Below are 23312 nucleotides of genomic sequence, written 5' to 3'. Positions count from 1 at the left end.
AAAATAAGTACCTTTTTCACGTTCAGTTAAAGAAATGTCTTGATAGGTTTTTAATAGATGGGATAATCCTGCTGGCTGGCTGGCTGGCTGGCTGGCTGGCTGGCTGGCTGGCTGGCTGGCTGGCTGGCTGGCTGGCTGGCTGGCTGGCTGGCTGGCTGGCTGGTATTATGATCTAAATTTTTCATTTCACAATCCTTATTTTTAATTTAATGATCTAGATGAACTAAATTTTTCGGATTATATCAGGTTATGACAGTTTTCATAGTTCAACAAAACATATAGATTGAATTTGTTGATGGCAAGTGCGGTGGAAATTTTATGAATTTTTTCACCGCACTTTATTTTTTATCCTGTTCTTGTTCTTATAACATTCTGAAAATTTGCCTGTCTATGATACACTTGCCTGCAATTTTTTGATGATGGATTGATGATGAAAAAATTTTTCTTTTCTATTTTACTGCTATTGGTTTTGGCTGGTGGGCTAGGGGGCTGGGGTTATCAGCACCTCACACAATGGATAAATCACCCCGTGAATGTGCAAGCTAATCAATTATTAACCGTGGAGCGTGGCACGACAGGTGCAAAATTAGCGAAGCTGTTGGAGCAAGAAAAGCTGATTGATGATGCCACTTATTTACCTTGGTTATTAAAACTTCAACCACAATTAAATAAGATTAAAGCAGGAACATATAGCCTTGACGGTGTAAAAACGCTGGCGGATTTGTTGCAACGTTTGAACGAAGGTAAGGAAGTGCAGTTGAATGTCCGTTTTTTAGAAGGAGATACCTTTAACACGTGGCGTAAAACCCTGACGAAAGCCCCTTATTTGCAACAAACTTTGGCAGATAAAACAGAAGAAGAAATTTATCAATTATTGGATTTGCCGGCAGATTTACCGCATAAAATTGAAGGCTGGTTATATCCAGATACCTATCACTATACGCCGAAATCTACCGATCTGGCGCTTTTAAAACGGGCGGCTGAACGGATGACGAAATTATTAGAAAAGATGTGGGTAGAGCGTGATGCCGATTTACCATTAAAAAATGCTTATGAGATGTTGATTTTGGCATCTATTGTAGAGCGTGAAACCGCTTTAAATGATGAGCGTGGCAAAGTGGCTTCTGTTTTCATTAATCGCTTGAATAAAAAAATGAAATTGCAAACTGATCCAACTGTGATTTATGGAATGGGTGAGCGGTATAATGGCAATATTCGGCGTAAAGATTTGGAAGAAGCCACCCCTTATAATACTTATGTGATTGAGGGTTTGCCCCCTACACCAATTGCAATGCCAACGGAAAGTGCGTTGAAAGCCGTTGCTCACCCTGAAAAAACGGAATTTTTATATTTTGTCGCAGATGGCACGGGCGGGCATAAATTTAGCAAAAACCTACAGCAACATAATCAGGCCGTACAGGAATATCTGCGTTGGTATCGCCAACAGAAAAGTGAGAAATAAGATGACTGGTAAATTTATTGTGATCGAAGGCTTAGAAGGGGCGGGCAAAACGACTGCCCGTGATGCCATTGTGGAAGTGCTAGCTCGTGAGGGGGTAAGTGATGTGGTGTTTACTCGTGAACCCGGTGGCACGCCTTTGGCGGAAAAATTGCGTCATTTGATTAAATACGAAACAGAAGAACCCGTAACGGATAAAGCAGAACTGTTAATGCTTTATGCCGCGCGCATTCAGTTGGTGGAAAATGTGATTAAGCCCGCCCTTGCTGAAGGTAAGTGGGTGGTGGGTGATCGCCACGATTTATCTTCCCAAGCTTATCAAGGGGGCGGGCGTCAAATTGATGCAAAGTTGTTGCAAACCTTAAAGCAAACGGTGTTAGGCAATTTTTCCCCTGATCTCACGTTATATTTAGATCTTGATCCTGAAATTGGTTTAGCGCGAGCGAGAGGGCGTGGTGAATTAGATCGTATTGAACAGCAAGAAATTGCCTTTTTCCAACGCACCAGAGATCGTTACTTAGCCTTGGTTAAACAAGATCCCAATGCGGTGATGATTAATGCTGAACAAAGCATTGAACAAGTGCGTGCCGATATTCAAAGTGCGGTGCAAAATTTCATTAAAAATCATCAATAAAATTTATGTTACGTTATCCTTGGTTGCAACCCTATTACGACAAAATTATCCACGCCTTTGAACAAGGGTATGGGCATCACGCATTGTTATTTAAAACGGAGCAAGGCATTGGCAATGATGCGTTGTTGCGTGGCGTGGCAGCGTGGTTGGTCTGTCAATCGCCAAAGGGTCATCAACCTTGCGGTGCGTGCCATCATTGCCAGCTTTTTAATGCAGGCAATCACCCCGATTTTTATCTGATTGAACCTATTGAAAATAAGGATATTGGTATTGATCAAGTACGTGAAGTGAATGAAAAAGTGGCGCAGCGTTCACAGCAAGGAGGCAATAAAATAGTGATGATTAAACAGGTGGATCGCCTGACAGAATCTGCCGCGAATGCCTTGCTGAAAACCTTGGAAGAACCGACGCAACAGACCTATTTCCTGCTTCAAGCCGATCTTTCGGCGAGCTTGTTGGCAACCATTTACAGCCGTAGTCAGCCTTGGTTAATCGCCAACCCAACACAAGCGCAAGCCCTAGCTTGGCTGGCGGAGCAAAATGTGGGAACAATGGAAGAAATTCGTACCGCACTTGATGTTTCGCACGGTCGTCCACTTTCTGCCTTGGCTATGTTGCAACAAGGATTATTACAAAAACGCACGTTATTGTTACGTCAATTTTGGCTGTTTTATACGCGCCGTTCGCCACTGGAATTATTACCGCACTTTGAAAAAGAGATTTTATTCCAGCAACTCGATTGGTTGAGTGGATTTTTGCGCGATGCGTTAAAAATGAAATTGAATGTGCCAGCTCAATGGGTTCAGACGGATTTTTTGCAAGCTATTCAACGTTTTAACCAAAAACAGAGTACGCAAGGGCTACTTAAAGCTAGCAAAATTATGCAGCAAGTGCGGTCGGATTTATTACAAATTAACGGCGTGAATCAAGAAATTATTTTGCTTGATGGCTTAACACGCTTAATTACCGAGGTCTTTGAACCTCAACAAACGCATTAGGAAAGTAAAATGTTTATTGTAGATAGTCATTGTCATTTAGACGCATTAGATTATGAAAACTTACATCAAAATGTTGCTGATGTGGTGCAAAAAGCCAAACAACGTGGTGTGCAACATTTACTTGCGGTGGGCGTAACCTTAAAACGTTTTGAGCAAATGTATGAAACCTTAAAACCGTTTTCTGAAATTTCCTTAGCCTGTGGTGTTCACCCTTTAGATTTAGATGATGAACCTTTTGATGCGACACGTTTACATCAGCTTGCGCAAGATGATAAGGTGATCGCTATTGGTGAAATGGGCTTGGATTATTATTACAGTGTGGAAAATAAAGCTCAGCAGCAAGCTGTGTTTGCTGAGCAAATTGGCGTAGCGAATGCGTTAAACAAGCCAATTATTGTGCATACTCGCTCGGCAAGAGAAGATACCATTGCCTTGTTGAAAGAACATCAGGCTGAAAAGTGCGGTGGTGTTTTGCATTGTTTTACCGAAAATTGGCAAATGGCGAAACAAGCTCTTGATCTGGGATTTTATATTTCCATTTCAGGCATTATTACCTTTAAAAATGCGGAAGAACTACGTGAAGTTGTACGTCAAGTGCCGTTAGATCGTTTATTGGTGGAAACCGATAGCCCTTACCTTGCGCCTGTGCCTTATCGTGGAAAACAAAATCAGCCTGCTTATACTCGTGAAGTGTGTGATTATGTTGCTACCTTGAAAGGGCTTTCAAGTGAGGAATTTGCCCAAATCACCACACAAAATTTTGAGCGTTTGTTCAAAATTCAGGTACAATAAAACATTACCTTAGCTGGAGGAAGAAACAATGCGACGCTTTTTTAAATATTTTTTCATTTTGATCATCTTTTTATTTCACGGTTTTTTATTTGCCCTTGTAAACTATGTTACCCCTCATTATGATGTAACCCGAGTAACAGGTGTAGAAGTAAAACGGGTGGATAAAGATGGTCCAATCACCAAATCGAATCCAGCAGATGGCCCGACCCGTGATGTGTATTATATTTATACGCAAAAACCGAATGAAGATAAGGTGATGGTGTATCGCAATGAAGATACACGCTGGAGTTTTCCTTTCTATTTCAAATTTGGCTCTGCCGATTTACAAGCCAAAGCACAAAGCTTTGCTGTGGAGCATAAATTGGTACAAGTGAAATATTATGGCTGGCGTTTAGTGCTATTTGATGAATTCCGTAATGCCACCTCAATCAAAGAAGTTACCTTAGATGAAGGGGCGTCTTACCCAATTCTGTCTTATGTATTTTATTTCTTCTTGTTGATTACACTGTTCTTCTCAATCCAATTTGTGCGTGGTTGGTTTGACAGCGAAAAATAAGCGTCAAAATCAGGTGAAAGTGGTGTATCTTGCGATGCACCATTTTTCTTCTAAGGATAATAAAAATGGGATTATTTGAAGCAATATTAAGTTTAACTGCCTTAATTGGCGTCAGTGCGGTGATTTCTTCTGCAGAAATTTCATTAGCAGGAGCAAGAAAATTAAAACTACAAAGCCTTGAAAATGAAGGCGATGAACGGGCAAGATTAGTGTTACAACTGCAAGCCCACCCGGGGAGATTTATTACTGTGGTGCAAATTGGCTTGAATATGGTGGCGATTTTAGGTGGGGTAATTGGTGAAAGTGCCATTAGCCCAGTGCTTGAAAAATGGCTTGCCCAATATAGTCAGGCAGAATGGTTGCAAAGTGCCGCCTCTTGGCTGTCTTTTGCGATTGTTACCATTGCTTTTATTTTGTTGGCGGATCTTATTCCGAAACGTCTTGCAATGACTAATCCAGAAACTGTGGCATTACGTACCGTACGCATTATGCTGTTTTGTATCTTCTTATTTAAGCCTATTGTATGGTTGTTTGATGCCATTGCTAATGCTGTGTTTCGCTTATTCCGTATTTCCACCGTGCGAGAAGACAACCTTACCCCTGAAGATATTGTGGCGTTGGTGGACGCTGGTGCAGAAGCGGGCGTGCTAAAAGCGCAAGAACATTATTTGATCGAAAATATTTTTGATATGCAAGAGCGTACGGTAACCTCCACAATGACCACGCGTGAAAATATTGTATTTTTAGACCGCACTTTTGATCGTGAAAAGGTGGTGGCAACGATTAAATCTAATCCGCATTCTAAATTGCTCATTTGCGATAATGGATTGGATAAAATTTTAGGTTATATTGAATCACATAGCTTACTCACACTGTATTTACAAGAACAACAGGTTTCCCTTACGGATCAGCGTGTTTTGCGTAAACCACTGTTTATTCCTGATACCTTATCCTTGTTTGAAGTGCTGGAATTGTTTAAATCTGCTGGTGAAGATTTTGCCGTGATTGTGAATGAATACGCGTTGGTGGTAGGAATTGTAACGCTCAATGATGTAATGAGTATTGTAATGGGCGAATTAGTTTCGAGTGAAGAAGAGCAAATTGTTCGCCGTGATGAAAGCTCGTGGCTGATTGATGGTGCAACACCTTTAGAAGATGTGATGCGCGCCTTAGAAATAGAAAATTTCCCCGATGCAGAAAATTATGAAACTATCGGTGGATTTATGATGTATATGTTACGTAAAATCCCGAAAAAAACTGACTTCGTTCTCTACGATAACTATAAATTTGAAATTATTGATACAGAGAATTTTAAAATTGATCAGTTAATGGTTTCCCTTAGAAAAGATTAATTTTAGAGAATAAAAAACCCTACGTCAGTAGGGTTTTTTATACACTTAATCTTATTTCGTGCTTGGAATGCTGAAACGTTTGTTGAAGCGTTCAACACGACCACCAGTATCAACAACACGTTGTTTACCTGTGTAGAATGGGTGGCAGTTGCTGCACACGTCCAAGTTCAAATCTTTACCTAAAGTTGAACGAGTTTTGATCACATTACCGCAAGAACAAGTTGCCGTAATTTCTTTATATTCTGGGTGAATACCTTGTTTCATAGAAAACCTCAATTTGAAGCCACTCCGCTCTCTAAAACTGAATTTAGCACCGAGTGTGGTTAATATTACACTTATAGCACATCGCCATAAGCAAGATCTTTCATTTAAGCTCGCAGATTATACCGAAAAAAAAGGAATATTCAAGGGGCGAGATTATTCCGCTATAATAAGCGCAATTTTTGTTTGTTAAGGCTCGCATAATGAAACTTGTCCGTGTGGCGCTAGCCGTGCCATTATTCCAATTTTTTGATTATCTTCTGCCAGAGGGCTTTTCTCCTGCGGTGGGGGGGCGTGTGATTGTGCCATTTGGAAGGCAGAAACGCGTGGGGATCGTGGTAGGTTTGCCGAGCCAAAGTGAGGTCGCTCCTCAACAGCTTAAAGCAATCTTGAACGTACTTGATGAGCAAACTCTGTTTAATGAACCTGTGTGGCAATTGATCCACTGGGCGGCAAATTATTATCAAGCGCCATTGGGTGAAGCCTTATTCCAAGCGCTGCCGGTGAAATTGCGGCAAGGGGAAAGTGCGGTGGAAAATTCGCCCGTTTTTTTCCGCATTACTGAACAGGGGGAACAAGCCTTACGTGAGTATTCACTTAAACGAGCGAAGAAACAGCAAGAAGCCTTACAGTTATTAGCTCAACAGCCACTGGAAAAAGGGCAAACGCCCTTTTCTACTACAATTTGGCAGCATTTAAAAGAAAAAGGTTATATAGAGGAATACGAACAACAGAAAGTGAGCCGTCCTTGGTATGATCTTGATCAGCCCATTGTTAATGAAGAGAATAAGCATCGTTTAAACAAAGAACAAGCCTTAGCATTAGGGCAAATTGTATTTCATCAAGGCTTTGCAGTTTGGTTGATTGATGGCGTAACAGGTTCGGGTAAAACAGAAATTTATTTACAAAGCATTGAAGAAACCTTGAAAAAAGGGCGACAAGTGTTAGTCCTTGTGCCTGAAATTGGGCTAACGCCACAAACGGTACAACGTTTTAAAGCACGTTTTAATGTCGCGATTGATGTCTTACATTCAAATTTGAATGATAACCAACGCTTACAGGCGTGGCAGCGTGCAAAATCAGGACAAAGTGCCATAATCATTGGCACAAGATCGGCATTATTCACGCAATTTGCGGATCTTGGCTTGATTGTGATAGATGAAGAACACGACAGCTCTTTTAAACAGCAAGATGGTTGGCGTTATCACGCACGGGATTTGGCGGTGGTGTATGCAAAACAATTAGAGATTCCTATTTTATTGGGGTCAGCAACACCAAGTTTAGAAAGCCTGAATAACGTGAAATTAGGCAAATACCAACACATTATTTTGCAAAAAAGGGCAGGAAATAGCACCGCACTTCAACAATTCGTGATTGATTTAAAACATCAGCGTATGCAAAATGGATTGTCAGATGCCCTTGCCAATAAAATGCAGGAACATTTACAACAAGGCAACCAAGTCTTGCTGTTTTTAAACCGTCGAGGCTTTGCCCCTGTGTTATTTTGCCACGAATGTGGTTGGATTGCAGAATGCCAACATTGTGAAAAACCTTATACTTATCATCAACATCAGCGTGTATTACGTTGCCATCATTGCAGCTCGCAAAAGCCCATTCCTATGCAATGTGGGCATTGTGGCTCAACCCACTTAATGACCACTGGGCTTGGCACGGAACAGCTTGAAGAAACCTTAACACAACGCTTCCCCGATTATGTGGTAACACGTATTGATCGTGATAGCACAGCGCGCAAAGGTAAGTTAGAACAGCATTTGCAAGATATTCAACAAGGTAAAAGCCAGATTTTAATTGGTACACAAATGCTTGCTAAAGGACATCATTTTCCTAATGTCACTTTAGTTGGATTGCTGAATGTGGATAATGCGTTATTTTCTGTAGATTTTCGTGCTGAAGAGCGACTTGCTCAGCTTTATATTCAAGTCGCAGGACGAGCTGGACGTGGCGACAAACGTGGGGAAGTGGTGTTGCAAACCCATTATCCAGATCACCCTTTATTACGCACCTTATTAAAAGAGGGGTATGGCGAATTTGCCCAACACGCCTTGCAATTACGCCAGCAAATGGGATTACCGCCTTATCATTCACAAGCCTTATTTCGTGCGCAAAGCCGTCATAGTGAAGAAGCTGAACAGTTTTTACAGCAAATTGCGCAACAATTACAACAGCAAAATGTGGCAGGTTTACAAATTTATGGGCCTTTACCTGCGCCATTTAGCAAAAAAGCGGGGGCTTACCGTTGGCAGTTATTATTACAACATTCGTCAAAAGCAAAATTACAGCAAGTATTAAGCCAGTTTAAACAGGATATTCCGCAAAAAGCCCATCAAGTCCGTTGGGTGTTAGATGTGGATCCGTTAGATTTAAGTTAAAACTCGCTAGCCATTGCCCCTATTTTTCAGTAGAATTGGAATAATTTTGTCGGATGAAATGAGGGGAAATTTATTTTCTCATCTGTTTTATTGAATAATGATCTTGATTTTTATTCATTATACAATTTAATCGCAATCTTCCATCGCGAATAATACGCGATTTCCGAAAGCAAATTTAGCGTAAATTTCCACCGCACTTTTAAATATAGGGTTTTATTGTGGCTCAACGTGATTATGCTCGCCGTACAGGCAAACCAAAGAAAAAAGCAAAAAAGGTTAATAAACCACTGATTTTAGGGATTGCCGCATTAGTGATCGGCATTTTTGTAGCGGGATTATTCTTGTTAAAAGAAAAATCTAATGACATTGCTCCTGTGCTAATAACGCCAGAGAAAAACACACCAAAAAGTGTGTTGCCCACACCGCCTGAAGAAGTGTGGAGCTATATTAAAGCCTTGGAAACACGCACTGTGCCAGTGGACGATAATCCAAAATCGTTGGAAAAAAATATGCGTTTAACGGAAGAGCAGAAAAAAGTGCTAATCGAAATGGAAAAAGAGCAAAAAGCCGCCGAGGCAGCACGTTTAAAACAAGCAGAAGAACGTAAAAAAGCAGAAGAGCTTGCTGCAAAAGAAGCGGCAAGAAAGCCTGCGCCTGTAAAAGTAGAAGTTAGTGAAAGCAAGCCTACAGTGGTAGAAACAACCTCTGTTGTGAAAGTAAGAGAAGACAGCAAAAAAGAGGAAACACCAAAAAAAGCGGAAACACCGAAGAAAGTGGAAACCGCCGTAGCGAAAAATACCGATGGAGAGAGAAAATATGGCTTGCAATGTGGCGCATTTAAAAATCGTCAGCAAGCAGAAAATATTCAAGCGAAATTGGTTTTAGCAGGATTTAATGCACGCGTAAATAGCAGTGCGGATTGGAATCGTGTCGTGATTGGACCTGTGGGAGATCGCACAACCACGCAAAAGACACTTGAAAAGGCGAAGTCAATCACCACTTGTGTGTTAATTGGAATGTAAAATCGAACGAAACCACATCAGCCACCTTTTTAAAGGTGGCTTTTTTCGCTTGTATTTTGATTTATTTATTGCGAAAAAATAAAAAATCATTAAAATGAACGAACGTTCATTCAGTCCATTCTTTTACTGTGTGTAACTTCCTTTTATTAATTTTTTTAAGGTTATTTTAATGCGTCAATCTGAAAATGAGATGACCGAGCAAATCTTTTTAGCGACAGAAAGGCTTATGGCAGAAGGTGGATTGCATAATTTATCGATGCACAAAATCGCCAAAGCAGCCAATATTTCTGCGGGAACAATTTATATTTACTTTAAAAGTAAAGAAGAATTGTTAAAAGCCTTTGCTCGTAGAGTGTTTACCCTTTTTTCTAAGGAATTAGAAAAAAATTACGATGAAAACCAACCGCACTTTGAACAATATCGTCAAATGTGGTGGAACATTTGGCATTATTTACAGGACAATCCAATGATTGTGGTGAATATGAGCCAATATCAATCCTTACCTGATTTCTATCAAATTTGTATGGAACAGGAAAAACAAACCCTATGGTATGCGTTTTGCCAAAAAGCAAATCAAGCCGGAGTATTATGTGATTTACCGCCGAAAATATTATTTTCATTAGGTTTAGAAAGTGCGATTAACTTAGCATACGATCACGCTTTTATAAAAACTGAAATTGAAAATGATATTTTAGAGGAAGTTATTATAAGAACTTGGCGATCAATGCAAAAATAGTTTAGTTATAGTTATTATGGAGTTTTTTTATGAGTCTTAATACTCAACCCGTTCAGCCTAAAACACAAAAGCGTTCGCACGTTTTTTGGGTGAAGTTGATCCTTATCGTGGTGGCATTCATTTTTATTGGAATGATCGCTGCCAATATTTTTAAAGGAATGGCGATTGGCAAATATTTATCGTCAATGCCTGAACCTGCTAATCCTGTAACGGCAATGCGTGTTGAGGCAAAAGAATGGACACCTGTTATTGAAACCACCGGTTTGGTTCGTCCAAACCAAGGGGCAATGCTAAGTGCGCAAACCGCAGGTACAGTGGCGAAGGTGTTAGTGCAATCAGGGCAAGCGGTGAAAAAAGGTGATGTGTTAGTGCAATTAGATAGCTCGGTAGAACAGGCAAATTTATCGGCTTCGCAAGCACAGCTTTCTTCGGTGAAACAAACCTATCAACGTTATCTTAATCTTTATAAAACCAAAAGTGTTTCGCAACAGGAATTGGATAATGCCAAAGCCAGTTATGATGCCTTAGTGGCGAATATTGCTGCGTTAAAAGCAACCATCGAACGCCGTCAAATTGTCGCACCTTTTGATGGTGTGGCAGGGATTGTAAAAGTGAATGTCGGGCAATATGTCACAATGGGCAGTGAAATTGTTCGTGTTGAAGATCGTAGCCAAATGAAAGTGGATTTTGCAGTGGTACAAAATTCCCTTGAAAAATTACATTTAGATCAAAAGGTAACGGCAACAGCCGACGCACTTTTGGGCGAAACCTTTGGGGCGAAAATCACCGCCATTGAACCTGCAATTAATGGTTCTACGGGGTTAATTGATGTGCAAGCGACGTTTGATCAGCCACAGGGACAAAAATTATTATCAGGAATGTTCACGCGTTTACGCATTGCCTTACCAACGGAGCGCAACCAAGTTGTCGTGCCACAAGTGGCAGTGAGCTACAATATGTACGGCGAAATTGCCTACGTTTTAACCGCACTTTCTGATGAAGATAAACAGACGTTATTAGATAACGATAAATTCCCACACAAAGATGACATTGATAAGGTATATCGTGCGAAACAAATCACGGTGTTTACCAAAGATCGTCAAGGCATTTATGCGCAATTAAAAGGCGATGATGTGAAAGTGGGTGATTTAATCATCACGGGCGGTCAGCAGCGTATTGGTAATGGCAGCTTAGTTTTTGTGACGGATAAAGCGGGTGTTGGCACAGCTGAACCTGTGAAGAAAACTAATCTTTAATTTAGGAAGTGTGTGAATGAAATTTACAGATATTTTTATTCGTCGCCCCATTTTAGCGGTTTCGATTAGCTTGCTGATTGTGATTTTAGGTTTGCAAGCCATTTCAAAATTGACGGTGCGTGAATATCCTAAAATGACAACCACGGTAATCAGCGTTACCACGGTTTATCCGGGGGCGGATGCCAATCTGATCCAAGCCTTTATTACCTCAAAACTAGAGGAAGCGATTGCACAGGCTGATAATATTGATTATATGTCTTCAGAAAGTCGTCCAAATACCTCTTCTATTACGGTAAAAATGAAACTCAACACCGATCCCAACGCGGCGCTAGCTGATGTGTTGGCGAAGGTGAATTCCGTGCGTTCTGCATTGCCGACTGGGATTGATGATCCTACGATTACTTCTTCAACAGGGGGATCAGGGATTATGTACATCAGTTTCCGTTCCAATAAATTAGATGCCAGCCAAGTTACCGATTATATTGAGCGTGTGGTGAAACCACAATTTTTTACCGTGGAAGGGGTGGCAAAAGTCACCATTTTCGGTGCATCACAATATGCAATGCGTATTTGGTTAGATCCACAAAAAATGGCAGCGCAAAACCTTTCCGCGCCAGAAGTGATGGCGGCTTTATCTGCTAATAACGTTCAAACGGCGGCAGGTAATGATAATGGCTATTTTACGGTGTATAAAAATAAAGTGGAAACCACCACCAAGACCGTAGAGCAGTTGCAAAATCTGATCGTGTATTCAAAAGGTGATAATCTCGTGCGTTTGCGTGATATTGCTGATGTTGAATTAAATAAAGAAAGCGATGATAGCCGAGCGGTAGCGAATGGCTCAGATTCTGTGGTATTAGCCATTGATCCCGCCTCAACGGCAAACCCATTAACCGTGGCGGAAAATATTCGTCCGCTTTATGAGAGCATTAAACGCAATTTGCCTGACAGTATTGAAACTGACATTCTTTATGACCGCACAATTGCAATTAACAGCTCCATTGATGAAGTGGTGAAAACCATTTTAGAGGCAACCATTATCGTATTGGTGGTGATTACTTTATTTATTGGCTCATTCCGAGCGATTTTAATTCCTGTCATTACCATTCCAATTTCTCTAATTGGGGTGATTATGATGTTGCAAGCGTTTGATTTCTCAATTAATTTAATGACATTGCTGGCATTAATACTGGCAATTGGGCTTGTGGTGGACGATGCGATTGTGGTGCTAGAAAACGTGGATCGCCATATTAAACTCGGTGAAACGCCATTCCGGGCAGCAATTATCGGGACAAGAGAAATTGCAACGCCTGTTATTTCAATGACCATTGCATTGATCGCGGTGTATTCCCCAATGGCATTAATGAATGGGATTACTGGCTCACTGTTTAAAGAATTTGCCCTTACTTTAGCGGGGGCGGTGTTTATTTCAGGGATCGTGGCGTTAACGCTTTCCCCAATGATGAGTAGTAAATTGCTTAAGCCACATACTGCACCATCAAAACTTGAGCAACGTATCGAAAATACCTTAGGAAAATTGACCCGCACTTATGAATATTTGCTTGGCATTGTAATGAATAGCCGCAAATTTGTGCTGGCATTTGCTGTTGTTATTTTTGCCACTTTACCGATGTTGTTCAATGCACTGTCAAGTGAATTAACCCCAGCGGAAGACAAAGGGGCATTTCTCGCGTTAGGAACAGCACCTGCGAATGTGAATGTGGATTATGTACAAGGGGCAATGAAAGGCTATGAAGATATTTTGAAAAATACCGAAGAAGTCGATTTTTCAATGGTCATTTCTGGTGCGCCAGCATCTAATCAATCATTAAACGTAGTCACGTTAAAGGATTGGAAGGATCGTAGCCGTAAACAAAGTGAAGTGCTTGCTGAATTAAATCAAAAAGCCCAAGCTATTCCTGAAATTTCGGTGAGTGGTTTCGCTTTCCCAGAAATTGAAACCGGTGAACAAGGCCCACCAGTGAGCTTTGTGATTAGCACGGCGAAAGATTATAAAGAATTGGCAGACGTTGCCGGCGCTTTCTTAGATAAAATGAAAAACTCAGGGCAGTTTGTGTACACTTCTTTAGCGTTGAAATTTGATACCGCGCAGATGAAAATCACCATTGATAAAGAAAAAGCGGGAACCTATGGGGTATCTATGCAGCAAATTAGTAATACACTAGGTAGCTATCTTTCTGCTGCAACTATCACCCGTGTAGATATTGATGGGCGTGCGTATAAAGTGATTTCACAAGTTAAGCGTAAAGATCGCCTTGCGCCAGAAAGTATGGATAATTACTTCGTAAAAGCAAGCAATGGCGAATCTGTACCGTTAAGCAGTTTCTTAACGGTCACACTTGAATCACAACCAAGTTCATTGCCTCGTTTTAGCCAGTTAAATTCTGCGATTATTGGTGCGGTGCCTTCACCAACCACCAGTATTGGTGATGCGGTAAAATGGTTACAAGACACAGCAAATCAGGATTTACCACAAGGCTATAACTACGACTTCAAAGGTGAAGCACGTCAGCTTGTACAAGAAGGCAATTCATTAGGCGTTACTTTTGCCTTAGCGGTGATTATTATCTTCCTTGTGTTAGCAATTCAATTTGAATCCATCCGCGATCCATTAGTGATTATGATTTCTGTACCACTTGCTGTGAGTGGCGCGTTATTTGCCTTAAATTTATTTGGTTTCTTCGGTATTGCTGGAACAACCTTAAATATTTACTCACAAGTGGGCTTGATTACGCTTGTAGGCTTAATTACGAAACACGGTATCTTAATGTGTGAAGTAGCGAAAGAAGAGCAGCTTTATCACCATAAAAACCGTCGAGAAGCTATTATGGCAGCCGCGACCGTGCGTTTACGCCCAATTCTGATGACAACCGCCGCGATGATTGCAGGGTTAATTCCATTGCTATATGCGACAGGCGCAGGTGCAGTGTCTCGCTTTAGTATTGGTATTGTGATCGTGGCTGGATTGGCAATTGGTACGCTCTTTACCTTGTTCATCTTGCCTGTCATTTATACTTATATCGCAAGTGAGCATAAACCATTACCAGAGTTTGATGAAAGCATCAAACCTATTGAAGCCAATGGTCAGCATTAATTAATCATCAAAAAATCAAAAGCTACCTCTGGGTAGCTTTTTTATTGACGAAAAAAGAAAGTGCGGGGAGATTTTGCGGAATTTTATAAAAAAATGAGAAAAAAGCACCGCACTTTAAAAATTAAAAAATCTTGCCTAGCGATTGAGTTAGATTGCCCTTTGCTGTAAACTAACATCCCGTCTTATTACAATGATTATCAATTTTTTCATCTCAACAAATTAGGTTCTATTTATGGCTACCAACTATATTTTTGTAACGGGCGGCGTGGTTTCTTCCCTTGGTAAAGGGATTGCAGCGGCATCATTGGCCGCAATTTTAGAAGCTCGTGGTTTGAATGTAACCATTATGAAACTGGATCCTTATATTAATGTGGATCCCGGTACAATGAGTCCAACCCAACACGGTGAAGTGTTTGTGACCCAAGACGGCGCAGAAACGGATCTCGATCTCGGGCATTATGAGCGTTTTATTCGCACTAAAATGACCAAACGCAATAATTTCACTACGGGTAAAATTTATTCTGAAGTCTTACGCAAAGAGCGTCGAGGCGACTATCTTGGGGCGACTATTCAAGTTATTCCACATATCACCAATGAAATTAAAGCGCGCGTGATCGATGGCGCAGCGGGGCACGATGTGGCTATCGTGGAAGTGGGCGGAACAGTGGGGGATATTGAATCATTACCGTTCTTAGAGGCATTACGTCAGCTTGCTGTGCAAGTGGGGCGTGAACGTACGATTTTTATGCATCTAACCCTTGTGCCTTATATTCCAACAGCGGGCGAAGTGAAAACCAAGCCAACGCAACATTCAGTTAAAGAATTGCTCTCAATTGGAATTCAGCCTGATGTGTTAATTTGCCGTTCTGATCGTATGATCCCACCAAATGAACGTGCCAAAATTGCCTTGTTCTGTAATGTGCCAGAACGTGCGGTGATTTCGTTAAAAGATGTGAGTTCTATTTATCAGATTCCAGCTTTATTGAAATCACAAGGCCTAGATGAGTTTATTTGTCAGCGTTTCCACCTAGATTGCCCTGAAGCGGATTTAAGCGAATGGGAGCAAGTGCTTTATCAACAAGCTAACCCAACAGGTGAAGTAACCATTGGTATGGTAGGGAAATATATTGAGTTACCTGATGCTTATAAATCCGTGAATGAAGCATTAAAACACGGGGGATTAAAAAACCGTCTAAATGTGAATATTAAGTATATTGATTCAGAAGATGTTGAAAGCAAAGGCACAGAGGTGCTAAAAGGCTTAGATGGTATTTTAGTGCCGGGTGGCTTTGGCTATCGTGGGGTGGAAGGCAAAATTCGCACCGCACAATATGCCCGAGAAAACAACATTCCGTACTTAGGCATTTGTTTAGGAATGCAAGTGGCATTAATTGAATATGCGCGTCATAAAGCAGGATTGACCGAGGCAAATTCCACTGAGTTTGATAAAAATTGTAAACAACCTGTGGTGGGCTTAATTACAGAATGGCAAGATGCAGAAGGAAATATCGAAACCCGTAGTGATAAGTCTGATCTTGGTGGCACAATGCGTTTAGGCGCACAGCAATGTCATCTTGCTGAAGGCAGCCGAGCGCGTGAGCTATATGGTGCAGAAACCATTGAAGAGCGTCATCGTCATCGTTACGAGGTAAACAATACCCTATTACCACAAATTGAAAAAGCCGGTTTAAAAGTAACAGGGTTATCTGCGGATAAAAAATTAGTGGAAATTATTGAAGTACCAAATCACCCTTGGTTTGTCGCTTGTCAGTTCCACCCTGAATTTACCTCAACTCCACGTGATGGTCATCCATTATTTGAGGGCTTTGTCAAGGCAGCAAAAGAACATCAGAAAAATAGTTAAAAAATAGTGTTTTGATCAAATAAGCAGTATTTTTAACAAGACAAATTCTGAAAAACGCTTTACTATAAGTGCGATTTTTCAAGAATTCATTTTGAACTTAAAAGAGGAAAATAAAATGGCGAAAATCGTTAAAATTATTGGTCGTGAAATCATTGACTCGCGCGGTAACCCAACTGTTGAAGCAGAAGTTCACCTTGAAGGTGGTTTTGTCGGTCTGGCTGCTGCACCATCTGGCGCATCAACAGGTTCTCGTGAAGCATTAGAATTACGCGATGGCGATAAATCTCGTTTCTTAGGTAAAGGTGTGTTAAAAGCGGTTGAAGCGGTAAATGGTCCAATCGCACAAGCCTTAGTGGGTAAAGATGCCACTAACCAAGCAGAAATCGACCAAATTATGATCGACTTAGACGGCACGGAAAATAAATCTAAATTCGGTGCAAACGCAATTTTAGCGGTTTCTCTTGCTAACGCGAAAGCAGCGGCAGCATCTAAAGGTTTACCACTTTATGCGTGGATTGCAGAGCTAAACGGCACACCGGGCGTTTACTCAATGCCATTACCAATGATGAACATTATCAACGGTGGTGAACACGCAGATAACAACGTGGATATTCAAGAGTTTATGATCCAACCAGTGGGTGCGAAAACCTTAAAAGAAGCACTACGTATCGGTGCTGAAGTATTCCATAACCTTGCTAAAGTATTAAAATCTAAAGGTTTAAGCACCGCAGTAGGTGACGAGGGTGGTTTTGCACCTAACCTAGAATCAAATGCCGCAGCGCTTGCTTGTATCAAAGAAGCGGTAGAGAAAGCCGGTTATGTATTAGGTAAAGATGTTACATTGGCAATGGACTGTGCATCATCTGAATTCTACAACAAAGAAAACGGTATGTACGAAATGAAAGGTGAAGGTAAATCATTCACTTCTCAAGAATTTACTCACTACTTAGAAGGTTTATGCAAAGAGTACCCAATCGTGTCTATCGAAGATGGTCAAGACGAATCAGATTGGGACGGTTTCGCATACCAAACTAAAGTACTAGGCGATAAAGTTCAATTAGTGGGTGATGACTTATTCGTAACTAACACCAAAATCTTAAAAGAAGGGATTGAAAAAGGGATTGCAAACTCAATCTTAATTAAATTCAACCAAATTGGTTCATTAACTGAAACTTTAGCTGCAATCAAAATGGCAAAAGATGCAGGTTACACAGCGGTTATCTCACACCGTTCTGGCGAAACTGAAGATGCAACTATTGCTGATTTAGCAGTAGGTACAGCAGCAGGTCAAATCAAAACGGGTTCAATGAGCCGCTCAGACCGTATTGCAAAATACAACCAATTAATCCGTATCGAAGAAGCATTAGGCGAAAAAGCGCCATTCTTAGGATTAAAAGCAGTTAAAGGTCAAGCGTAATTTTGACTGAAATTTAGCTTAAAAAAAGACCGCACTTATTAAAGTGCGGTTTTTTATGGAAAAGACCAAATTATTTTAACTTTTTTGTTTTAATCTATATTGATATAACCAATAAATAAATTCTTCCGTTGTTCTCGTAATATTTAAACGAAGATAAGTTGAAAAATGCAAATTGGCGGAAAATAAATAGCCAGGAGCAAGTAAATAACCTTCTTTTCTAGCCTCAGTCGCCATCTTTTGCGTATCACATTTTGTATCAAGCCAAATAAAAATACCACAGGCATTTTCTTCTGAGTAATCAAAACCAAGTTTTTGAAGAAGTGAGATGATCATTTCTCTTTTTCTTATCAGTTTGAGCTTCATCTTTTCAATATGTTTATGATATTCCGAATGAAGCCAAATATGATACACACTACGTTCGGTTAATTCTGTACTAGTCATATTAGAAAGCATTTTTTGTCTAAGTATTGGCTCAAGAAATTGTTTGGGAGGACATAAAAAGCCAACTCGCCAATTTGCACCTAAAACTTTTGATACGCCCGTAATATAAAAAACACGATCTAATCCATCAAGCGTTGCATACCTTAATATGCGCTGATTATTTGCTAATTCGCCATAGACATCATCTTCTAATAAATAACAATCATAAGAGTTTAACAGATTTAATGTTTTATAAATCATTGATGGGGAGACATTAAAAGAGGTAGGATTATTTAAGACGCTATTTGTGATATAAATTTTGGGGCGGTATTGTGTTAATATTTCTTCTAATTTTATTAAATCAGCCCCGTCTTTATTTCGTGGTATGCTGAGTACCTTTAAACCCAATTGATGTAAGCAGCCTAACAGCCAGAACCAACTGGGATCATCAACGACAACATAATCACCTTCATTTGTAATACATTTCAGCACGGTCTGAATAGCAGAAGAAACGCCTGGCATTGTAATGACGAAATCTTTTGTGGTTTTTATGCCTATATCATCAAGTTTTTTAATAAATAATTCTCTTAATAAAGGATAACCCTGTATATGCCCGTAAGAATAAATAAATTCGTCAGCGGATTTTGTTGCTTTTCTAATGGCATTTCTGATTGTATCTTCATCTATTAACCAATCATTCGGTAATAATCCACTTCCTGAAGTTTTATCGTCGGGTAGTTCATCAAATAAATGGCTCATCAACCAGCCTGTATCTAATACATTTTTAATTAATGCAGAAGATATATCAATATTTTCATTTATTTTTTCTCTTTCACAAACAAAATAGCCTGATCCTGATGACGCAGTTAAATATCCCATTGAAACAAGACGATCGTAGCCTTGTGAAATCGTAAAAGTCGAACAGCTAAGTTTACTCGCTAAACTACGTATTGATGGTACTTTATGATTAGGCAAATAAATCTTCCGTTCGATTTTATCCACAACCCAATCATAAACCTGTTGCACTTTGGTATTCTCTTTCATTATTAACCCCAAACTGTATTGGTGTGCTGGCATAACAGTTATTGAATAATTCGCTAAACTGTATAGGTATTCTATGTGTTTTATCTTTTATAGTAAATACATAGTAAACACACATTTTATCAAGAGGCATAAACCATGCATAAACTAAATTGTTATATGGGAGATACTCCCTTAATTAAAATAAAGAATATCTTCGGTGAGAACTATGCAAATGTATATGTAAAACTAGAAGAATTTAATCCGGCAGGAAGTATAAAATCTAGGGTTGCTAATCATACTATTCAGAAAAGAAGTCTAAAAATATTTTATATGGATATACATCATTTAATGCGGTTTTTTATTATAGAATATCTCATTATTTACTTAATATGAATATTAATAATTTAGATTTTATAAAAAATAAGTATCAATATGCACTTATTTTATCTTCTAAAGGTAAATTACTATCAGGAGCAGAAATTAACCCTTGTGCCAAAATTGGAAAAAGATTTATTTTAGATCACGGTATTGGCACGGTTATTGGCGAAACAGCAAAGATTGGCGATGATTGCTATATGCTTGGTGGGGTCATTTTAGGAGCAAAGGGAATTGCTAATAACCCAGAAGGAATTAGGCATCCAAGGATAGGAAATAATGTTCAGATAGGATCATTTTCTAAGTTATTTGGGGCAATAACGATAGGTAATAATGTTTTTATTGGTTCCGGTTGTGTAATAACTGAGAATATACCAGATAATTATATGGTTTATGTTAAAACTGAAAATCAATTAATAAAAGGAAACTTATGATGCGTTATATTTTATATATCATTTTTTCAATATCTTGTTTAGCGCTAGGCGGTATTTTTGTAAAGTTAAGTGCTCTTCCTCCAATAACGACAGGAATGTATCGCGTGTTATTTTCTCTGCCAATTTTCTTTTTATTAAATAAGTTTTCAAGTAGTGAAAATAAAATGAATAGGAAAGAAATTATTATTTCTATTCTGGCTGGGGCTTTTTTAGCATTAGATTTAATTTTATGGAATGTTTCTTTTCATTATACAACCGTGGCAAATGCGAATTTATTGGCGAATTTGGTTCCCTTTACAGTAGTGCCTATTTCCTATTTTGTTTATAAAGAAAAAATAAATATAAATTTTATTATGGGGGCGGCGATAATTATTTTGGGTGTGGTGTTTCTTTTATATGGAAAAGTTTCGCCAAGTATAAATAATTTTAAAGGGGATTTGTTGGCAGGATTAACTTCTGTATTCTATGGTTTATTTATTATTTCAATTTATAAATTAAGAAATTTATTTTCAACAATCCAAATTATGACTTATGCAAGTATAGGCTGTTTATTTGTATTGCTACCTGTATCTTTAGTTGTAGAAGGATTTTTTATTCCAATGAGTTTCCGACAACTTTATCCATTATTGGGGCTAGCATTACTATCGCAAATTTTGGGACAAGGAGGGTTAAGTTTTTGTTTAGGAAAAGTGAAAGCAAGTTATGCTTCTTTATTAGTATTAACGCAGCCATTAATTTCTGCTTTATATGCTTATATTATTTTTAATGAAGCATTATCTCAATTAGAAGTAATGAGTATGTTTGTGGTTTTATTTGGTTTATACATTGCAAATAAAAAGTCAGCTTAAATAAGAACTGCTTATCTTCAATACAATAGCCTATGTTAGTATAGGCTATTGTACCATTTCCAATCAGGCTGAGATTTTCTTATAATAGGCACTATGAACTCTCTTCTTTTTACATTAATGAAAAAAATACTCCTTATTCCTACCGCATTTTGTTTACTTTCGGGTTGTGGCACGGTGGTGAAGTTGGTCGATCCAAGTAAACCTTATGAAAGCTATGCGGGTACAAAATATGATTGGCAGATGGCTCAAAAATGGGGACTGCCAATTTTAGATTTGCCTTTATCTTTTTTATTAGACACCGCATTATTGCCCTATGCGTGGGCGGAAGAAGCCAAATGAAATTAAATGTACAACAACAACAAGCTGTTCATTATGTCTCTGGGCCTTGCTTGGTTTTAGCGGGCGCTGGTTCGGGGAAAACGCGAGTTATCATCAATAAAATTGCGTATTTAATCGCAAATTGTGGTTATTCCGCCAAGCAAATTGCGGCGATAACCTTTACTAATAAAGCGGCACGAGAGATGAAAGAACGGGTGGCGCATTCTATTGGCAAAGCGCAAAGTCGCGGTTTGACGATTTCTACCTTCCATACCCTTGGCTTTGAGATTGTAAAGCGAGAATATAAGCATTTAGGGCTAAAATCTTCGATCACTTTATTTGATGATTCGGATCAAATGGCGTTATTAAAGGAATTAACCCAAGATCTTCTACAACAAGATAAAGATTTATTGAAAGCGTTGATTACGCATATTGCCCGTTGGAAAAATGATCTTATTTTGCCTGCACAAGCCCTTGCAATGGCAGGGGATCCCCAAGAACAAACATTCGCCCAATGCTATCAGCGTTATGCCACTCAGTTGCGTGCTTATAATGCCTTAGATTTTGATGATTTAATTATGCAGCCTACTTTGCTGTTACGTGAAAATGCAGAAGTGCGGTCAAAATGGCAGGCAAAAATTCGCTATTTGCTGGTAGATGAATATCAGGATACCAATACGAGCCAGTATGAATTAATCAAATTATTGGTAGGGGAGGCTGCGAGATTTACCGTAGTAGGCGATGACGATCAATCTATTTATTCTTGGCGTGGTGCAAAACCGCAAAATATGGCTCGCCTAAAAAATGATTTCCCACAGTTAGAAGTGATTAAACTTGAGCAAAATTATCGTTCCACAGGGCGAATTTTGCATTGTGCCAATATTTTGATTGCCAACAACGATCACGTTTTTGATAAAAAATTATTTTCTACCTTGGGTGAAGGGGAAAAATTACAAGTGATCGAGGCTAAAAATGAGGAAAATGAGGCAGAACGGGTGGTGGGAGAGCTGATTACACACCGTTTTATGCGTAAAACCAAATTTCGTGATTATGCCATTTTGTATCGGGGAAATCATCAATCCCGTTTATTTGAAAAGGTACTTATGCAAAATCGTATTCCTTACAAGATTTCTGGCGGTACGTCTTTTTTCTCAAGGGCTGAAATTAAAGATATGATGGCATATTTGCGCGTTTTGGTGAATCAAGATGATGATGCCGCATTGCTACGTATTATCAATACGCCAAAGCGAGAAATTGGTACGGCAACCCTTGAAAAATTGGGAGCATTGGCATCAGCAAAACATATCAGTTTATTTGAAGCCATTTTTGATTTTGAATTAATTCAACGCGTTACGCCAAAAGCTTATGATGCGTTGCAAAATTTTGCGCGTTGGATTGTTGAGCTTAATGATGAAATTTTACGCGCTGAACCAGAAGATGCCATTCGCCGAATGTTAAGCCAATTGCATTATGAAGAATATCTTTACGAAACGGCCACTTCACCAAGAATGGCAGAAGTACAAAGTAAAAATGTGGCGACCTTATTCCAATGGGTAGCAGAAATGCTCAAAGGCGATGAATTTAATGAGCCAATGACGCTCAATCAAGTGGTCGCCCGCCTAACCTTGCGTGATATGTTAGAGCGTGGAGAAGAAGATGATGAAAGTGATCAAGTGCAATTGATGACATTACACGCCTCAAAAGGGCTGGAATTTCCTCACGTTTTTTTAGTGGGAATGGAAGAAAATATCCTGCCACACCAAACCAGCATTGATGAAGACAATGTGGAAGAAGAACGACGCTTAGCCTATGTAGGGATTACACGTGCGCAACAAACGCTGACTTTTTCCTTATGCAAAGAGCGGCGACAATTTGGCGAAGTTTTTAAACCGATGCCAAGCCGCTTTTTAGATGAATTGCCGCCAGATGATGTGCAATGGGAAAAAGACAAACCCGCAATGACAACAGAAGAAAAGCAGAACCAAACAAAGAAAAATCTTGCGAATTTACGCGCGATTTTGAAAGGCTAGTTGATATTTATT

The 23312-nt window shown here is 39.5% G+C and carries 21 protein-coding genes; 18 read left to right on the top strand and 3 right to left on the bottom strand.

Features of this window, described 5'->3' with window-relative positions; translation table 11 throughout:
* Positions 1–50: 50 nt before the first annotated feature.
* Complete coding sequence (locus tag L4F91_RS10080; RefSeq protein ID WP_256594088.1) at positions 51–185, bottom strand: hypothetical protein; 135 nt, start codon at positions 183–185, stop codon at positions 51–53.
* 245 nt (positions 186–430) lie between these two features.
* On the opposite strand from L4F91_RS10080, the gene mltG reads away from it, so the two are divergent.
* From mltG to L4F91_RS10050, 6 genes are all read left to right on the top strand, one after another.
* Entirely contained in the window at positions 431–1462 is a 1032-nt protein-coding gene (gene mltG, locus L4F91_RS10075) for an endolytic transglycosylase MltG (RefSeq protein WP_395897887.1), read from the top strand.
* Between the two features lies 1 nt (position 1463).
* Positions 1464–2093: a dTMP kinase gene (tmk, locus tag L4F91_RS10070; RefSeq protein WP_395896289.1), complete on the top strand. Its 630-nt coding sequence runs from the start codon at positions 1464–1466 to the stop codon at positions 2091–2093.
* A gap of 5 nt (positions 2094–2098) precedes the next feature.
* On the top strand, positions 2099–3091 hold the full coding sequence (locus L4F91_RS10065) for a DNA polymerase III subunit delta' (protein ID WP_395896287.1): 993 nt from the start codon (positions 2099–2101) through the stop codon (positions 3089–3091).
* A gap of 9 nt (positions 3092–3100) precedes the next feature.
* A complete protein-coding gene (locus L4F91_RS10060; protein WP_250351475.1) occupies positions 3101–3883 on the top strand; it encodes a TatD family hydrolase in 783 nt (260 codons plus the stop codon).
* 28 nt (positions 3884–3911) lie between these two features.
* On the top strand, positions 3912–4439 hold the full coding sequence (locus L4F91_RS10055) for a DUF1523 family protein (protein WP_250351476.1): 528 nt from the start codon (positions 3912–3914) through the stop codon (positions 4437–4439).
* 65 nt (positions 4440–4504) lie between these two features.
* Entirely contained in the window at positions 4505–5791 is a 1287-nt protein-coding gene (locus L4F91_RS10050; RefSeq protein ID WP_250363692.1) for a hemolysin family protein, read from the top strand.
* Positions 5792–5842: 51 nt separating this feature from the next.
* On the opposite strand, the gene rpmE is transcribed toward L4F91_RS10050, so the two are convergent.
* Positions 5843–6055 (bottom strand): 50S ribosomal protein L31, encoded by a 213-nt coding sequence (rpmE, locus tag L4F91_RS10045; RefSeq protein ID WP_103854262.1) that lies wholly within the window; start codon positions 6053–6055, stop codon positions 5843–5845.
* A 200-nt stretch (positions 6056–6255) separates the two neighbouring features.
* On the opposite strand from rpmE, the gene priA reads away from it, so the two are divergent.
* The 7 genes from priA (at position 6256) to eno (ending at position 17852) form a co-directional block, all read left to right on the top strand.
* Positions 6256–8442 (top strand): primosomal protein N', encoded by a 2187-nt coding sequence (gene priA, locus L4F91_RS10040; RefSeq protein WP_395896284.1) that lies wholly within the window; start codon positions 6256–6258, stop codon positions 8440–8442.
* 218 nt (positions 8443–8660) lie between these two features.
* The gene (ftsN, locus tag L4F91_RS10035; protein ID WP_395896282.1) at positions 8661–9464 is read left to right on the top strand and encodes a cell division protein FtsN; all 804 of its coding nucleotides are present in this window, start codon (positions 8661–8663) and stop codon (positions 9462–9464) included.
* A 169-nt stretch (positions 9465–9633) separates the two neighbouring features.
* Complete coding sequence (locus L4F91_RS10030) at positions 9634–10200, top strand: TetR/AcrR family transcriptional regulator (RefSeq protein ID WP_250351480.1); 567 nt, start codon at positions 9634–9636, stop codon at positions 10198–10200.
* Positions 10201–10229: 29 nt separating this feature from the next.
* Positions 10230–11456 carry an efflux RND transporter periplasmic adaptor subunit gene (locus L4F91_RS10025; protein WP_395896280.1) on the top strand — a complete coding sequence of 409 codons (1227 nt, stop codon included), beginning with the start codon at positions 10230–10232 and terminating at the stop codon, positions 11454–11456.
* A 16-nt stretch (positions 11457–11472) separates the two neighbouring features.
* Positions 11473–14571, top strand: coding sequence for an efflux RND transporter permease subunit (locus L4F91_RS10020; RefSeq protein WP_395896278.1), 3099 nt, complete (start codon positions 11473–11475; stop codon positions 14569–14571).
* A 232-nt stretch (positions 14572–14803) separates the two neighbouring features.
* Positions 14804–16435, top strand: a complete 1632-nt coding sequence (gene pyrG, locus L4F91_RS10015; protein ID WP_265762914.1) for a glutamine hydrolyzing CTP synthase — start codon at positions 14804–14806, stop codon at positions 16433–16435.
* 115 nt (positions 16436–16550) lie between these two features.
* On the top strand, positions 16551–17852 hold the full coding sequence (gene eno / locus L4F91_RS10010; protein ID WP_250363686.1) for a phosphopyruvate hydratase: 1302 nt from the start codon (positions 16551–16553) through the stop codon (positions 17850–17852).
* A gap of 75 nt (positions 17853–17927) precedes the next feature.
* Here eno and L4F91_RS10005 read toward each other — a convergent pair whose 3' ends face one another.
* Complete coding sequence (locus tag L4F91_RS10005) at positions 17928–19316, bottom strand: PLP-dependent aminotransferase family protein (protein ID WP_395896275.1); 1389 nt, start codon at positions 19314–19316, stop codon at positions 17928–17930.
* Positions 19317–19451: 135 nt separating this feature from the next.
* On the opposite strand from L4F91_RS10005, the gene L4F91_RS10000 reads away from it, so the two are divergent.
* From L4F91_RS10000 to rep, 5 genes are all read left to right on the top strand, one after another.
* Positions 19452–19688, top strand: a complete 237-nt coding sequence (locus L4F91_RS10000) for a pyridoxal-phosphate dependent enzyme (protein ID WP_395896273.1) — start codon at positions 19452–19454, stop codon at positions 19686–19688.
* Positions 19685–20104: a serine O-acetyltransferase gene (locus tag L4F91_RS09995; RefSeq protein WP_395896272.1), complete on the top strand. Its 420-nt coding sequence runs from the start codon at positions 19685–19687 to the stop codon at positions 20102–20104. The genes L4F91_RS10000 and L4F91_RS09995 overlap by 4 nt, the downstream gene beginning before the upstream one ends.
* Positions 20101–20952, top strand: a complete 852-nt coding sequence (locus tag L4F91_RS09990; protein WP_395896271.1) for a DMT family transporter — start codon at positions 20101–20103, stop codon at positions 20950–20952. The genes L4F91_RS09995 and L4F91_RS09990 overlap by 4 nt, the downstream gene beginning before the upstream one ends.
* A gap of 117 nt (positions 20953–21069) precedes the next feature.
* Complete coding sequence (locus L4F91_RS09985) at positions 21070–21291, top strand: YceK/YidQ family lipoprotein (RefSeq protein WP_395897885.1); 222 nt, start codon at positions 21070–21072, stop codon at positions 21289–21291.
* Positions 21288–23300, top strand: a complete 2013-nt coding sequence (gene rep / locus L4F91_RS09980) for a DNA helicase Rep (protein ID WP_395896269.1) — start codon at positions 21288–21290, stop codon at positions 23298–23300. Before L4F91_RS09985 ends, rep begins: the two co-directional genes overlap by 4 nt.
* The last annotated feature ends 12 nt before the right edge of the window (positions 23301–23312 follow it).

The sequence above is a fragment of the Avibacterium sp. 20-126 genome (assembly GCF_044358625.1).
In the GTDB taxonomy this organism is placed as follows: domain Bacteria; phylum Pseudomonadota; class Gammaproteobacteria; order Enterobacterales; family Pasteurellaceae; genus Avibacterium.
This window is presented reverse-complemented; position numbering and strand designations above follow the sequence as displayed.

Excerpts from the sequence above, each read along its gene's own strand:
- L4F91_RS10030 (WP_250351480.1), top strand. The coding sequence starts at position 9,634 with ATGCGTCAATCTGAAAATGAGATGACCGAGCAAATCTTTTTAGCGACA.
- eno (WP_250363686.1), top strand. The coding sequence starts at position 16,551 with ATGGCGAAAATCGTTAAAATTATTGGTCGTGAAATCATTGACTCGCGC.
- mltG (WP_395897887.1), top strand. The coding sequence starts at position 431 with ATGAAAAAATTTTTCTTTTCTATTTTACTGCTATTGGTTTTGGCTGGT.
- rpmE (WP_103854262.1), bottom strand. The coding sequence starts at position 6,055 with ATGAAACAAGGTATTCACCCAGAATATAAAGAAATTACGGCAACTTGT.
- L4F91_RS10065 (WP_395896287.1), top strand. The coding sequence starts at position 2,099 with ATGTTACGTTATCCTTGGTTGCAACCCTATTACGACAAAATTATCCAC.
- L4F91_RS10000 (WP_395896273.1), top strand. The coding sequence starts at position 19,452 with ATGCATAAACTAAATTGTTATATGGGAGATACTCCCTTAATTAAAATA.
- L4F91_RS09995 (WP_395896272.1), top strand. The coding sequence starts at position 19,685 with ATGAATATTAATAATTTAGATTTTATAAAAAATAAGTATCAATATGCA.
- L4F91_RS10060 (WP_250351475.1), top strand. The coding sequence starts at position 3,101 with ATGTTTATTGTAGATAGTCATTGTCATTTAGACGCATTAGATTATGAA.
- tmk (WP_395896289.1), top strand. The coding sequence starts at position 1,464 with ATGACTGGTAAATTTATTGTGATCGAAGGCTTAGAAGGGGCGGGCAAA.
- L4F91_RS10020 (WP_395896278.1), top strand. The coding sequence starts at position 11,473 with ATGAAATTTACAGATATTTTTATTCGTCGCCCCATTTTAGCGGTTTCG.
- L4F91_RS09990 (WP_395896271.1), top strand. The coding sequence starts at position 20,101 with ATGATGCGTTATATTTTATATATCATTTTTTCAATATCTTGTTTAGCG.
- L4F91_RS10080 (WP_256594088.1), bottom strand. The coding sequence starts at position 185 with ATGAAAAATTTAGATCATAATACCAGCCAGCCAGCCAGCCAGCCAGCC.
- L4F91_RS10055 (WP_250351476.1), top strand. The coding sequence starts at position 3,912 with ATGCGACGCTTTTTTAAATATTTTTTCATTTTGATCATCTTTTTATTT.
- L4F91_RS10005 (WP_395896275.1), bottom strand. The coding sequence starts at position 19,316 with ATGAAAGAGAATACCAAAGTGCAACAGGTTTATGATTGGGTTGTGGAT.
- L4F91_RS09985 (WP_395897885.1), top strand. The coding sequence starts at position 21,070 with ATGAAAAAAATACTCCTTATTCCTACCGCATTTTGTTTACTTTCGGGT.
- priA (WP_395896284.1), top strand. The coding sequence starts at position 6,256 with ATGAAACTTGTCCGTGTGGCGCTAGCCGTGCCATTATTCCAATTTTTT.
- pyrG (WP_265762914.1), top strand. The coding sequence starts at position 14,804 with ATGGCTACCAACTATATTTTTGTAACGGGCGGCGTGGTTTCTTCCCTT.
- L4F91_RS10025 (WP_395896280.1), top strand. The coding sequence starts at position 10,230 with ATGAGTCTTAATACTCAACCCGTTCAGCCTAAAACACAAAAGCGTTCG.
- L4F91_RS10050 (WP_250363692.1), top strand. The coding sequence starts at position 4,505 with ATGGGATTATTTGAAGCAATATTAAGTTTAACTGCCTTAATTGGCGTC.
- rep (WP_395896269.1), top strand. The coding sequence starts at position 21,288 with ATGAAATTAAATGTACAACAACAACAAGCTGTTCATTATGTCTCTGGG.